This is a genomic window from Paenibacillus sp. ALJ109b, assembly GCF_010747435.1.
Lineage (GTDB): Bacteria > Bacillota > Bacilli > Paenibacillales > Paenibacillaceae > Paenibacillus > Paenibacillus taichungensis.
The window spans coordinates 54619-68896 of record NZ_JAAIFP010000037.1; the positions used below are offsets into that span (position 1 = coordinate 54619).

Here is a 14278-nt window from a genome sequence, read left to right on the forward strand (position 1 = left end):
GGGACGGGACGCGGAATGACAAGACAGGAAAAAGGGTTATGGACGGCTGTAATTGTCTTGACGCTTGGAATGCTGGTGATGGGTTCGGTTATGGTTGTGCAAGGCTTACGAAATGGACGTGAAGGAGCGGATCCGCCTCAGGATACCAATCAGGAAGAGGGAAGTGCGGTAGCAACGATCAATGGGGAGGTCATTACCAACAAGGAATGGACCGATGCATTGAAACGGCGCTATGGCAGTGAATTGCTGCTCCAGATGCTCAATCGCAAAGCCGTATATGCGGAAGCGCTCGATCGTAATCTGACGGTGACTCCCAAAGAAATTGCGAAAGAACTTGCCGCGGCCATGGATGGGTATGATTCGGAGAAGGCTTATTTTGACGAGATGCAGTCCCAACTGGGTTTATCCAGGCAAGATCTTGAGTTGGAGGCGGGATACCGACTTCTGCTTGAGAAAATCGCGACGAGCGGTATACAGATCAAGGATGCGGATATCGAGCATTATTGGAACGAACATCATGAAGACTATGTTTCCCCAGAAAAATACGATCTGTCTATCATCGTATTGAAGGAAGAGGACCAGGCAAAATCAGTTCTGGATGCGCTCGACAAGGGAGCAGACTTTGAAGAAACTGCACGTAATGAATCAACGGACAGTTACTCCCGTGATTCGGGTGGTAGGCTGGGATGGATTGAGCAGAACGATCCGTTTCAGTCCGAAGCACTTCTCAAACTTGCAGCTCAACTGGACGTTGGTGATATTGCGGGGCCAGTGAAGATGGAAGAAGGATACGCCATCATTAAAATGAATGACAAACAAGAGCGTCAGGTGCAACCTGCAGAAGAGGTTCGCGAAGAAATTCGGATGCAGCTTGCTCTCAGCCAGGCCGACCCCTTGCCTCAGGTGGAGGAAAGGTTACGCAACAAGTATGAAGCTGTCATCATCGCTGAAATTCCGGCATCCTGAATATCCTGCAAACGAATGTTCTGCTTCATCTTGATAAAAATACTCTGTCTACGGCCTTAGGGCCCAGGGCGGAGTATTTTTTTGAGTCCTCATATTGACAATGGGGTGTAACGTTGATAAGATAAAAATAATCAAAAACCTACTCATTTACTCGGAATAAAACCATTTATATGAACAAAGAAATCTTCGGAAACCCAGGCTCTGTCCGGTTTATTGCAGATGGAATGGACTCAGACGGATTTCCGTAGTTCTTTTATAACATCTAGAGGCTGCTCGGCCACACATGTATATGGCAACAGGACTTAAGTAGTATTCATCCCACTAAGGAGGGCATTCATATGGCTAAAGTAGTTAATAACGTAACAGAACTTATCGGAGGTACTCCGCTTGTTCGTCTGAACCGTATCGTACCTGAAGGCAGTGCTGAAGTATTCGTGAAACTGGAATACCAGAATCCAGGTTCAAGCGTCAAAGACCGTATCGCGATTAGCATCGTGGAAGAAGCGGAAAAAGAAGGCAAGCTGAAACCGGGTGATACCATCATCGAAGCAACAAGTGGTAACACAGGAATTGGACTGGCTATGGTGGCTGCAGCCAAAGGCTATAAGTCTGTTATTGTTATGCCAGAAACGATGAGCATGGAGCGTCGTAACCTGCTTCGCGCCTACGGAGCTGAGCTTGTGCTCACACCGGGAGCCGAAGGTATGAATGGTGCAGTAAAAAAAGCTGAGGAATTGCTTAAGGAAAATCCATCTTATTTTATGGCTGAGCAATTTAAAAATAAAGCCAACGTGAAGATCCACCGTGAAACGACTGGCCCTGAGATTGTTGAAGCTATTCAATCTGTAGGCGGTACGTTGGATGCTTTCGTTGCAGGAATCGGTACAGGCGGAACGATTACAGGTACAGGCGAAGTGTTGAAGGAATCCTACCCTGGGATTAAAATCGTTGCCGTTGAACCAGCAGCTTCCCCAATCTTGGCAGGTGGCAAACCGGGCCCTCACAAAATTCAGGGGATCGGTGCTAACTTTATTCCTGAGATTCTTGATCAGGAAATTTATGACGAGATCATTCACATCGAGAATGACGATGCATTCGAGACGGCTCGTCAGGTAGCGAAGGAAGAAGGTATTCTATCCGGTATTTCTTCTGGTGCAGCTATCCGCGCTGGTCTGCAAGTGGCTAAACAGTTGGGTGCAGGCAAACGCGTTGTCGTGATCGTGCCAAGTAACGGCGAACGTTACCTCAGCACGCCACTTTACAACTTCGAAGCTTAAGCCTAACAAGTGATGAAACAAATCCTCCTTGCCCGTATGCCGGGTGTGGAGGATTTTTTGCTGAATGCTTTTAAAAGCAGCGGCGCTTTAGTATACTATCAGACAATAGAACTAGCGACAGATGGAGGGCGGCAAACCGCAATGACACACCTGATGACAACATACGCCGACTGGACAGAGTGGGCCGGAGAAGGTTGGACCATGATGCCGTATATGATCAAGTCGGATAAGGGACCGTATCATGGCGGTTTACCGTTAACGTGGGAAGCAGCCTGGCAGCAGGCGTCACCCTATGCAATGGTGTTGGAGAATGGTAAAGGCGGAAGGTATACCTTTCTGGGATTAAACCCGGTATCCGTTATCTCCGGCAAGGGCAACGAAGCTGTTATTCATGATCTTATTCAAGGAAGTACCCGGACAGACTGTGGTAAACCGCTTGAAGTATTAAAAAGATGGGCTGCGCCGTACAGCGCACCAAAGGTGAGCGGGGCTCCAGACTTTGGCGGTGGATGTGCAGGTTATCTAAGCTATGACGTAGCGAGATCCCTGGAAAAGCTGCCAACCTTGGCAGAAGACAACCCGGCTCTCCCGGATTATTGGTGGATGCGGTTTGAAGAAATATGGGCGTATGACCATGAACAGCAGGCGCTGTTCTGCATGGTTCATCTGGCTGTACAGCCGGATCAGGATGAAGCTCAGCTCCGTAGGCTGTACGCAGAAGCAGAAGAGCGAGCAGCAGCCATGCAGCAGCGATGGCTGCATATTCTGGGGTTTGCCCAGGCGGAAGAGCAGCAGCAGGCATTGGAGCATCGCCATAGCCACATTCATCTCACTGCGCAATCAACGGATGCGGAGCGGGAAACGGAAGGATGGCACACCTCCTTTCCTCAAGAGGACTTTGAGCAGGCGGTACGTACAGTGCAGGAATATATCCGGCAAGGAGATGTGTTTCAAGTGAACCTGTCCCTGCGGCAGGAAAAACATCTGAAGTCCAGTGCAGAACATATCTACGAATGGCTTCGTCTCGTGAATCCCTCTCCTTACATGGGGATGCTGCGTAGTCCTGATTTCCAACTGGTGAGCGGATCACCTGAATTGCTCGTCAAAGTGGATCATGGCAAGGTTAGTGCTCGTCCGATCGCAGGAACACGGAGAAGAGGCCGGGATGAAGCTGAGGATGAGTTGATGGCCGCTGAGCTGCTGAACAGTGAGAAGGAACGGGCAGAACATATTATGCTGGTCGATCTGGAGCGGAATGATATCGGGCGAATTGCAGCTTATGGATCAGTCCATGTGCCTGAACTGATGACGATCGAGAAGTATTCGCATGTCATGCATCTGGTGTCTCAAGTCGAGGGGACGCTGGCAGACGGACTATCGGTATTTGATGTGATTGCAGCGACGTTCCCAGGTGGAACGATTACAGGTGCACCCAAAGTTCGTACCATGGAAATCATTGAAGAATTGGAGCCTGTGCGTCGCGGACCGTATACAGGTTCGATTGGGTGGATGGATTACAGTGGCAATATGGAGTTGAACATCGTCATACGTACACTTTCCATTAAAGATGGAGTGGGATATGTACAGGCAGGAGCAGGCATTGTTATCGACTCCGATCCATATCGGGAATATAAGGAGTGCCGCAACAAGGCAAGAGCCATGATGAGGGCTGTGAATTACAGCGAGGAAGCAGAAGCCGTTAAATTAAAATAATACAACAGCCGTCCTCTATGCGGACGGAAGAACAGGAGGAACAAAGATATGATACTGGTTATCGACAATTATGATTCCTTCACATACAACCTGGTTCAATATCTGGGTGAACTGGGGGAGACGGTGGAAGTTCGCCGTAATGATGTGATTGATTTGGCAGGCATCGAGGCGTTGGCGCCTGATCATATTTTGATCTCACCGGGTCCTTGTACTCCAAATGAGGCTGGTATAAGTCTGGCGGTCATTGATCACTTCAAGGGCAGTATTCCGATCTTCGGCGTATGTCTGGGACATCAGGCGATTGGACAGGCTTTCGGAGGCAATGTTATTCGCTCGGACCGCATGATGCATGGCAAAACATCGGAGATGCATCATAACGGAACATCCGTATTTACCGGATTGCCATCTCCCTTTACGGCAACGCGGTATCACTCTTTGATCGTGGAGCGCAGCAGTCTGCCAGATTGTCTGGAGATTACGGCCGAGACGGCGGAAGGCGAGATTATGGGCTTGCGTCACAAGGAATATGCGATTGAAGGTGTTCAGTTCCATCCCGAATCCATCATTACGGATCACGGTCATCAAATGCTGCGTAACTTCCTGTCTCAGCAGGTAAAGGTATAGAGATGAAATATGCCGCGATAAACGGAGAATTGGTTAATATGGCGGCAGCCGTGGTTCCGGTGACGGATCACGGCTTTTTGTACGGACTTGGATTGTTCGAGACGTTTCGGACGTATCAGGGAGTTCCTTTTCTGCTGGAACGTCATTTGGAGCGGATGGCTTCAGGGTGTCGTGAACTAGGCATTCCTTTCACAGTAACAGCAGCGGAGGTAACGGACTGGATCAAAAGTCTGCTGCTTGCTAACGAACTCCAGAATGCCTATGTTCGCTATACGGTATCTGCGGGCGAAGCGCCGCTGGGGCTACCTTCAGGAGATTATGTGAAACCCAATCATATCGTATTGGCAAAAGCACTACCTGAATCCTCCCCTTCCCTATACGAAAATGGTAAAATGCTTCAACGTCTGTCGACGCCTCGCAACACGCCTGAAGGAGAAGTGCGGTTCAAATCGCTGCATTACATGAACAGCATTCTGGCAAAACGGGAACTGAACGGATACGGGCAGTATGTACAAGGTGCGGAAGGTCTGCAATTAACCCGAGATGGGCATGTAGCTGAGGGAATTGTCAGCAATGTGTTCTGGGTGAGACAGGGCGTAGTCTATACGCCAGCACTCGCGACTGGCATTTTGCCCGGAATCACCAGAGCTGTTGTACTGGAGCTTACAGCTCAGCAAGGAATGCCTTGCCAGGAAGGGTTATTTCCTTGGGAGCAGCTGTTACTGGCAGATGAGATCTTTTTGACAGGCTCTGTGGCTGAACTTGTTCCAGTTACTACGTTGAGGGATCAGGATGGAACAGAAACAGTAATCAGCAGCGGACATATAGGCCCGGTTACAGAAGCGCTTCTGGGTATGTACCGGCAGAAAGCGGGGTATACTTCATGACACTTACACCAGTCATTTATGAACGGAATTATGCGTGGGGGCCAGCAGAGCTAAAACTTGGCACACGTACACTTATTATGGGCATTCTGAATGTCACACCGGACTCCTTCTCGGATGGGGGACGTTATACCAGTGTGGAGCGAGCGGTGGCTCACGCCATTCAGCTGATGGAAGACGGCGCGGATCTCATTGATATTGGCGGGGAATCCACACGTCCGGGTTCAGATATCGTTGGCGCTGATGAAGAGCTCAGCCGAATCATTCCGGTCATTGAAGCACTGCGGCAGCAGGCTCCACATATTCCGATATCGGTGGACACCTATAAGGCGGACGTCGCTCGTCAGGCCATTCAAGCTGGAGCCCATATCATCAATGATGTGTGGGGTGCCAAGGCTGACCCGGAGATGGCACGTACTGCGGCAGAACTGGGATGTCCTCTGATTCTAATGCACAACCGGCAAGAACGAGACTATACCAACTATTTGGTTGATGTAGTCAGTGATCTTCAGGAGAGTATACAGATTGCGTTAGAGGCTGGAGTACATCCCGATCAGATTATTCTGGACCCGGGCATTGGCTTTGTGAAGGATCTGAACGAAAATCTGGTGCTCATGTCATCGCTTGGATTGCTCAATGAGATGGGGTATCCCGTTCTGCTTGCCACCTCGCGTAAAAGGTTTATTCAGAACACCTTACAGGTACAGGCGGATGATGCGCTGGAGGGTACAGCCGCTACGGTTGCTTTTGGCATAGCCCAAGGATGCCAGATGGTCCGGGTTCATGATGTGAAGCCGATTCGGCGCACGGTGGATATGTGTGATGCCATGTTGTATGCATCTCCAGGCTTCCGGAGGAGATGATACTGGCGGGTCCGGTGACCCGTTCAGTGGAAGCGTAGCGTTTTGCAATAGGAACAAACATCGAACCGTGAATTCATTATATATAGAGGGCAGGCGGAACTTATGGATAGAATGGTAATGCATCGAATGGAGTATTACGGATATCACGGCGTATTTGCCGAGGAGCGGAAGCTAGGGGCGCGTTATTATATTGATCTGGAGATCGATATGGATCTGGGTGAAGCTGGACGTAACGATGATTTGACCAAAACCATCAATTATGCGGAGATCCATGAGCTGGTAAAACAGGTCGTTGAAAATAAATCATTCCAGTTAATTGAAGCTTTGGGCGAACATATTGCATCTTCTTTACTAGACACTTATACTATTATCAATGCATTGACAGTCAAGGTGACGAAGCCGCATCCGCCTTTCGATATTCATTTTGGGGGCGTAACTGTAGAGCTTCGCCGCACAAGAAAGTGAGAACCGATCATGATTGCACATTCGACCTCTGAATCTTCAGAGGCTTATATTGCTTTAGGGGCTAATTTGGGTGACCGGGAACAGACGCTGCTTGAGGCGTTAACGTTGCTGGATGCACATCCTCATATATCCGTCCTGCGCTGTTCTGCGCTGTATGAGACGGAGCCGGTAGGTTATGTGGACCAGCCAGCGTTTCTGAATATGGCTACTGCGGTACAGACTACACTTTTGCCGGAGCAGCTGCTCACGGAACTGCTGGATATTGAAACACGGCTTGGGCGGGTTCGTGATATCCGTTGGGGCCCTCGTACAGTCGATTTGGATCTGCTTTGGATGGATGGAGAGACGAGTGATACCGAACGGCTGCAACTGCCGCATCCACGGATGGGTGAACGGGCGTTTGTATTGGTGCCACTGGCTGACATCGTAACCGAAGATGAGCATTCAGGTTTGTATACCTTTGTACAATCATCGTTGTCTGTACTGGATGGAAAGGATGGAATACAGCTTTGGAAAACGTGCAATTGGCCAATCGAATCCGGGCTTTCCGGAAGCTGAAAGGTTTAACACAACAGGAACTCGCTGCTGAGACGGGCATATCGCTGGCCATTCTGGGTATGATTGAACGAGGCAACCGCAAAGTCGCTGAACGGGAGCTGAATCTAATTGCCGGGGTACTTTCGATCAGCATTGAGGAGTTACAGGGGAACTAAGGTCGCTTTTTACTAACAAGAAGATATCGTCATTATTCGTTTATTTTATACAAACTAGAACACATCCAGGATTCATGCAAGAGTCGGATTTAAAAAGGAGTGGAACGACTACCATGCTTAAAATTGGTGACATTGAAATGAAAAATCAGGTTGTACTTGCGCCGATGGCTGGCGTGTGTAATCCGGCTTTTCGTCTGATCGCAAAAGAATTCGGAACAGGCCTCGTATGTGCGGAGATGGTGAGTGGCAAAGCCATCGTGCATGGTAATAAGCGCACACGTGAAATGTTGTTTGTAGATGAGCGTGAGAAACCGCTGAGCCTGCAAATTTGGGGAGGGGATCGTCAAGCCCTCGTAGAAGCAGCCAAAATTGTGGACAAAGAAACCAATGCTGACATCATCGACATCAACATGGGATGCCCTGTGCCAAAAGTAACGAGCTGTGATGCAGGTGCACGCTGGTTGCTTGATCCGAACAAAATTTATGAAATGGTATCCGCTGTTGTAGATGCGGTAGATAAGCCAGTTACAGTCAAGATGCGGATCGGTTGGGATAACGAGCATATCTACGTGGTTGAGAATGCACTTGCGGTTGAACGCGCTGGCGGACAGGCGGTAAGTGTACACGGTCGTACACGTGAGCAGCTCTATACAGGTACAGCGGACTGGTCACACATCAAAAATGTAAAAGAGGCTGTCTCGATCCCGGTTATCGGGAACGGAGATGTATCTTCACCGGAAGATGCCCGTCGCATGTTGGACGAAACAGGTTGTGACGGAGTTATGATCGGTCGTGCCGCCCTGGGTAACCCATGGATGTTGTATCGGACCATTCAATACTTGAGTTCCGGCGAACTGCTTCCTGACCCGAATGGGGAAGAGAAGATTCGGGTTGCCATTTTGCATATGGACCGTCTGATTGCACTGAAGGGTGAGGCTGTTGCTGTTCGCGAGATGCGAAAACACCTGGCTTGGTATCTGAAAGGTCTCAAAGGATCTGCTCGCATTAAGGACGTTATTATGGAAGAAACGAAACGTGATGAGATGGTGCACATTCTGGAGAACTTTGTAGGCCAGCTGCATATCGAAGGCAATCTGGAGTCAGAACCGGCAGTAGCCGAAAATGCATCCTGATCTGCTGCTGTAAAACGTTTACAGCTATAGGGGGCGTAACATTGACTTTTCGAGACCGTTACCCTATAATTTCACAGTATAAATTCGCCATGTGCGTCATAAGGCTAGTGCATCAGGAGGAACGTTCTGTTTCTCCGGAGAACTTCATATAGTTTTGAAGATGTATGCGGGCGGAGCTCTGTAAACAGCACTGGTTCCGTTGCCGTGCAATCAAATTATTCCCATGACAGGAGAATCGGTTGAGATGAGCGATAAGGAAGTTATCCTTACACCAGAGGGACTTAAGAAGCTTGAAGAAGAACTGGAAATGCTAAAATCGGTGAAGCGCCGCGAAGTGGCTGAACGGATTAAGGTAGCCATCGGGTATGGAGATATTAGTGAAAACTCCGAGTACGAAGACGCGAAGAACGAACAGGCTTTCATTGAAGGCCGCGTGATTACGTTGGAGAAATTGCTTCGGAACGCACGGATTATCAACAGCGACGAGATCGATACCGAAGCCGTAAGCGTGGGTGCAACAGTCACTGTAGAAGATCTGGAATTCGGTGATATCACTGAATATACGATTGTGGGTACTGCGGAGTCCAATCCGCTGCAAAACAAAATATCGAACGAAAGTCCTGTTGGCAAAGCCATTCTGGGTAAGAAAAAAGGTACGGTTGTTGATGTAAGTGTGCCTGCTGGCGTAATTCAATATAAAATTGTAGACATCAAAAAGTAATATAAGCAATGAAGCAGTCGGGTACGGAGACAAAAGCTTCCTTAGGGAAGCTTTTTTCAACATTTGAGGCAGAACACCTCTGAAGATGCCTGCAATGTAAATAAGGAGATGAATATAGATCATGACGGATGAAGTCTTGAATCAGGAAACCGAAACCGAACTAAGTGAGCTTTTACAAATTCGCCGCGACAAATTGGACGAGCTCCGCAAATTGGGGATCGACCCTTTTGGCCAAAAATACGTACGTACGGAAGAAGCCGGCTCCATTCTGAAGAAGTATGAAGAACTGACCAAGGAAGAGCTGGAAGAGAAGCACATCGAAGTCAGTATTGCCGGACGGATTATGGCGAAGCGGGGAATGGGTAAAGCGAGCTTTGCACATATTCAGGACCTGAGCGGCAGAATCCAGATCTATGTTCGTCAGGATACTGTACCGGAAGACAAATACGCCGCGTTCAGCCTACTCGATCTCGGGGATATTGTAGGTGTCTCTGGCGTAATCTTCAAAACCAAGACAGGTGAAACTTCGGTTAAGGTTCAAAATCTCGAAGTATTGTCCAAGTCACTTTACCCACTTCCGGATAAATATCATGGACTCGCGGATGTAGAGCTGCGTTACCGCCAGCGCTATGTTGACCTGATTATGAATCGTGAAGTGCAACAGACCTTTATTACTCGTTCCAAAATCATTCAGTCGATGCGCCGTTACCTCGATTCTCTGGGCTATCTGGAAGTCGAAACGCCGACGCTGCACACCATCGCTGGAGGAGCCGCTGCGCGTCCATTCATCACGCATCATAATGCGCTTGATATGGAATTGTACATGCGGATTGCGATCGAGCTCCACCTGAAACGTCTGATTGTAGGCGGTCTGGAGAAGGTATATGAGATCGGCCGTGTATACCGTAATGAAGGAATGTCGACACGTCATAACCCTGAGTTCACGATGATTGAACTTTATGAGGCATATGCCGATTATCAGGATATCATGCGTTTGACTGAGAATCTGGTTGCTCACATCGCACAGGAAGTGCTTGGTACGCAAGTTATCCAATATGCAGACTATCAAGTGGATCTTACACCACAATGGCGCCGTGTAACGATGGTAGACGCGGTTAAGGAAGTTGTAGGCGTGGACTTCTCTGTGCACATGACAAACGAGGAAGCTCATCGTTTGGCGAAAGAACATAAAGTTCCAGTTGAAAAGCATATGACCTTTGGTCATATTCTGAATGCATTCTTCGAACAATTTGTAGAAGAGACGTTGATTCAACCAACCTTTATCATGGGACATCCGGTTGAGATTTCTCCGCTGGCGAAAAAGAGCGATGCAGATCCACGTTTCACGGACCGCTTCGAGCTGTTTATCGTTGGACGTGAGCATGCAAATGCATTTACGGAGCTGAATGATCCAATTGATCAACGTCAGCGCTTTGAGGCACAATTGTTGGAGAAAGAACACGGGAACGACGAAGCACACGAAATGGATGATGATTTCATCCGTGCGCTCGAATATGGTATGCCACCAACAGGTGGACTGGGGATCGGTATTGACCGTCTGATCATGTTGTTAACCAACTCACCGTCCATTCGTGACGTGCTGCTCTTCCCGCACATGCGTCCTCGTACACAGGATTAAATAAGGAACGTTTAACTCGTTCATAATAGAAGAGGAACCTGCCGTTCAGTATGATGCTGGTGGCAAGTTCCTCTTTAGGTTTACATAGGCATCGAAGTGACAAATCACTCGAAACAACATGCCTGCCATGAATATATGACAGATCTTCTTCGCCTACCTGTATGTATTATGTTAAAAGAGGTGCCCTTCATGAAGTTTAGGCTTCACATTGCTAAATTCCTATCACCCCCACTGATTCTGGTTGGTGGTTTTATGCTTATTATCACGATCGGTACGATTCTGCTCATGCTACCTATCTCCAATCAAAGCGGTGAGCATTTGGCGTTCATTGATGCGCTGTTTACATCTACCTCTGCCGCATGTGTGACTGGGCTGGTTGTTGTGGATGTAGGGACGACCTTCAACCTGTTTGGTCAAATCGTGATTATGGTGCTTATGCAGCTAGGTGGACTTGGCTTCATGACCATCGCAACGTTGTTTGCGCTAGTATTGGGTAAGAGAATCTCGCTTAAGGACAGGCTGTTGCTGAAAGAGGCTATTAACGCTGACAGTATGGAAGGCATTGTACGCATTATCCGCAAGGTGCTAATTTTTTCGTTTACCATTGAAGGGGTGGCTGCTGTTATATTGGCACTACGCTGGGCAACGGAGATGCCTTTTTGGCAGGCGGTATACTATGGTGCTTTTCACTCGGTTTCATTATTTAACAATGGTGGTTTCGATCTGTTCGGCAACAGTTTTCAGTATTATACAGGGGACTGGTTGTTTAACCTGACAGCTTCCGTGCTGGTTGTATCGGGTGGACTCGGCTTTGTGGTGCTGAATGATTTGTTTGAGTTCCGCAAGCGCCGTCGCTTATCGTTGCAGTCCAAACTGGTATTGTCCGTATCAGGTGCACTGATTGGTATTGGAGCAATTGTACTGTTTGTATTTGAGTTCACCAATGGACACACACTGGCATCTCTAAGTTGGAGTGAAAAGATATACGCCTCGTTCTTCCAATCGGTCTCTACACGTTCGTCGGGTACGAGCACCATTGATATCACCCAGATGAGGCAGGCTACCCAGTTCTTCTTCATTCTGTTGATGTTCATTGGGGCATCTCCGGGATCAACCGGGGGTGGGATCAAGACGACAACGTTCCTGATCATGATTGGAGCGGTGTATGCCATGATTCGTGGCAATAAAGATATTGTGTTTTTCCGTCAGCGTGTTCCGAAAGAGCTGCTGATGAGAGCATTGACGATTATTATGGTTTCCTTGATCATATTCATGGTTGTAGTAATGCTACTACTTACGACAGAGGATGCGCCGTTCCTTTCACTCATGTTTGAGGCGGCATCGGCAATTGGGACAGTAGGTCTGTCGGTGGGAGTAACGCATGAATTAACGGTATGGGGAAAAGTGATTATCGCCTTCACGATGTTTATCGGACGTATTGGTCCACTCACCATTGCATATGCGCTTCGTCCACGTAAAGAGAAGAAGCTGTATCGCCATCCGGAGGGCCGGATTATTATTGGATAAAAAGAAAAACCGTCACGCATCTAGGACTAACCCTATTATGAAATTGGTTAGTCACAATTGATGCATGACGGTTTTTTTGTTTCATAGAAGCAATTACTCGTTTCTTGCTGGTACGAAGGATAGGGCTGTATTTAATTTAGTGACCGAATGTTATTGTGCATCCCGGCATAACGTTGCAAGATGCGTGGTAAGGATATTCTCCATAATCTTGGTGTTCATCTGGTCAGGGCGAAGAATCGCATGAATTCCCAAACCGTCGACTAGTGCGTACAGCCGTTCAATTTCCAGCTCCTTATCGAGGTCTGTACGGGAGAGATTGAGCTCCATGAGGTAGGTGATAACCGTAGCCATAGCATATCTGAGCTCATCATAGACTTTGTCGGCATGCTCTTTGAGAACAGGATCAGTCTTGGACTTGGCTGTAAAAGCGTACCACACCTCCATTTCGGCCATTTTTTCATCCGTACTTGGCAAGAGTTCTAACAACAGAAGCTTCATATTCTCCAAAGGAGACGCATCAAAGGACATCTGTGTGATTCGATTCGATACCCGTTCGGACACCAGATTCATTGCGTATAGGAGTAGTTCTGATTGGGTTGAAAAGTAGTGGCGCATAGATCCGGCCGATATTCCCGCTTCTACCGCAATATTTCGAACGGAGGCCTGCTCCATGCCATCTCTTCGGATGACACGCCAAGCCGCCTCGGCTACGAGCAGACGTTGTTTATCATGATCAACTATTTTAGGCATATAAGGATTATATCATTGTTGATTATTATAATACAAACGTGTTAAATTGTATTTAATACATTTGTGTTATAAAAGGAGTGGGTTATTTGATTGCCTATTTTATTATTGGATGTGAGATTGCCTTTTGGGTATTTGTCGCTGCAGGTCTGAGTGTGCGTTATCTGCTTGGGATGAAACGGACAGGGATCGCGCTGTTAATGGCAACGCCCATTGTGGATGTTCTTCTTATGGTAGCGACGGTGATGGATCTTCAACGGGGTGCTATGGCAAGTATGGTTCATGGCATTGCAGCTATATATATAGGTGTAAGTATTGCCTATGGTCATCAGATGATCGCTTGGGCTGATCGTTATTTCCTGTATTGGTTTAAGGGTGGAGATAATCCTCGGAGCAGCAAGGTTTACGGCAGTGAGCATGCAAGTCGCGAAAGATTGGGATGGCTTAGACATCTATTGGCATGGGGCATAGGTAGCTTGTTCTTGCTCGCGATGATCTGGTGGATTGGGGATGCGGAGCGTACTGCGGCATTTTCTAATCTCATAAGAGTATGGGGAATCATACTGGGGATCGATTTTATAATCAGCTTCAGTTATAGCTTATGGCCGCGAAAGATGCCTGTGGAGAAAGTGAAGTAACATATAGTGGATAGGGCGGGAGGATCATGCGGATTATCTATGGAGGACAGGTGATCCGTATGTTCTGGGAAGAGAATGTTTAATGACGATTGATAAAATCTTAAATGAGCCCGGTTTTAGATGTATAGCTAAATGAGAGAATAGATATAATTTATTGAAAATAAAGCTTGCATTCGAAATCTGTACATGGTATATTCTAATTCCGGCCAAGAAAACACGAGAAACAAGGTGCGGCAAGCGAATGAAATAAGCTTCGAAAGAAACTTAAAAAAAGAGCTTGCAAAGTTGGTTCGGATGTGGTAAGATATAAAAGTTGCTGAGGTGAACAACACACAGCAGTGAAACAAGTTTGATCTTTGAAAACTGAA

Annotated in this window: 15 protein-coding genes; 14 read left to right on the forward strand and 1 reads right to left on the reverse strand. The window is 47.7% G+C overall.

All coding sequences use genetic code 11. The features are described from left to right. Positions 1 to 15: 15 nt before the first annotated feature. From G3352_RS29055 to G3352_RS29115, 13 genes are all read left to right on the forward strand, one after another. Positions 16 to 966 carry a peptidyl-prolyl cis-trans isomerase gene (locus tag G3352_RS29055; protein WP_163761487.1) on the forward strand — a complete coding sequence of 317 codons (951 nt, stop codon included), beginning with the start codon at positions 16 to 18 and terminating at the stop codon, positions 964 to 966. Positions 967 to 1304: 338 nt separating this feature from the next. Further along, entirely contained in the window at positions 1305 to 2243 is a 939-nt protein-coding gene (gene cysK, locus G3352_RS29060; RefSeq protein ID WP_063567563.1) for a cysteine synthase A, read from the forward strand. Between the two features lie 141 nt (positions 2244 to 2384). Beyond that, entirely contained in the window at positions 2385 to 3956 is a 1572-nt protein-coding gene (locus G3352_RS29065; RefSeq protein WP_163761497.1) for an anthranilate synthase component I family protein, read from the forward strand. 48 nt (positions 3957 to 4004) lie between these two features. Continuing rightward, the gene (gene pabA, locus G3352_RS29070; protein ID WP_163761488.1) at positions 4005 to 4580 is read left to right on the forward strand and encodes an aminodeoxychorismate/anthranilate synthase component II; all 576 of its coding nucleotides are present in this window, start codon (positions 4005 to 4007) and stop codon (positions 4578 to 4580) included. A gap of 2 nt (positions 4581 to 4582) precedes the next feature. Then, entirely contained in the window at positions 4583 to 5467 is an 885-nt protein-coding gene (locus G3352_RS29075; RefSeq protein ID WP_163761489.1) for an aminotransferase class IV, read from the forward strand. Next, complete coding sequence (folP, locus tag G3352_RS29080; RefSeq protein WP_163761490.1) at positions 5464 to 6327, forward strand: dihydropteroate synthase; 864 nt, start codon at positions 5464 to 5466, stop codon at positions 6325 to 6327. Before G3352_RS29075 ends, folP begins: the two co-directional genes overlap by 4 nt. A 102-nt stretch (positions 6328 to 6429) precedes the next feature. Continuing rightward, complete coding sequence (gene folB / locus G3352_RS29085) at positions 6430 to 6792, forward strand: dihydroneopterin aldolase (protein WP_163761491.1); 363 nt, start codon at positions 6430 to 6432, stop codon at positions 6790 to 6792. A 9-nt stretch (positions 6793 to 6801) separates the two neighbouring features. Beyond that, the gene (gene folK / locus G3352_RS29090; protein ID WP_024633743.1) at positions 6802 to 7350 is read left to right on the forward strand and encodes a 2-amino-4-hydroxy-6-hydroxymethyldihydropteridine diphosphokinase; all 549 of its coding nucleotides are present in this window, start codon (positions 6802 to 6804) and stop codon (positions 7348 to 7350) included. Continuing rightward, positions 7302 to 7505 carry a helix-turn-helix domain-containing protein gene (locus G3352_RS29095; protein WP_053778903.1) on the forward strand — a complete coding sequence of 68 codons (204 nt, stop codon included), beginning with the start codon at positions 7302 to 7304 and terminating at the stop codon, positions 7503 to 7505. The genes folK and G3352_RS29095 overlap by 49 nt, the downstream gene beginning before the upstream one ends. A 113-nt stretch (positions 7506 to 7618) precedes the next feature. Beyond that, entirely contained in the window at positions 7619 to 8638 is a 1020-nt protein-coding gene (dusB, locus tag G3352_RS29100) for a tRNA dihydrouridine synthase DusB (RefSeq protein ID WP_076292136.1), read from the forward strand. A 244-nt stretch (positions 8639 to 8882) separates the two neighbouring features. Continuing rightward, the gene (gene greA, locus G3352_RS29105) at positions 8883 to 9359 is read left to right on the forward strand and encodes a transcription elongation factor GreA (RefSeq protein WP_076292137.1); all 477 of its coding nucleotides are present in this window, start codon (positions 8883 to 8885) and stop codon (positions 9357 to 9359) included. A gap of 121 nt (positions 9360 to 9480) precedes the next feature. Next, complete coding sequence (gene lysS, locus G3352_RS29110; protein WP_163761492.1) at positions 9481 to 10998, forward strand: lysine--tRNA ligase; 1518 nt, start codon at positions 9481 to 9483, stop codon at positions 10996 to 10998. A gap of 189 nt (positions 10999 to 11187) precedes the next feature. Then, positions 11188 to 12525, forward strand: coding sequence for a TrkH family potassium uptake protein (locus tag G3352_RS29115; RefSeq protein ID WP_113055740.1), 1338 nt, complete (start codon positions 11188 to 11190; stop codon positions 12523 to 12525). 150 nt (positions 12526 to 12675) lie between these two features. Here G3352_RS29115 and G3352_RS29120 read toward each other — a convergent pair whose 3' ends face one another. Beyond that, positions 12676 to 13275 carry a TetR/AcrR family transcriptional regulator gene (locus tag G3352_RS29120; protein WP_163761493.1) on the reverse strand — a complete coding sequence of 200 codons (600 nt, stop codon included), beginning with the start codon at positions 13273 to 13275 and terminating at the stop codon, positions 12676 to 12678. Between the two features lie 77 nt (positions 13276 to 13352). On the opposite strand from G3352_RS29120, the gene G3352_RS29125 reads away from it, so the two are divergent. After that, the gene (locus G3352_RS29125; protein WP_481856345.1) at positions 13353 to 13910 is read left to right on the forward strand and encodes a hypothetical protein; all 558 of its coding nucleotides are present in this window, start codon (positions 13353 to 13355) and stop codon (positions 13908 to 13910) included. The last annotated feature ends 368 nt before the right edge of the window (positions 13911 to 14278 follow it).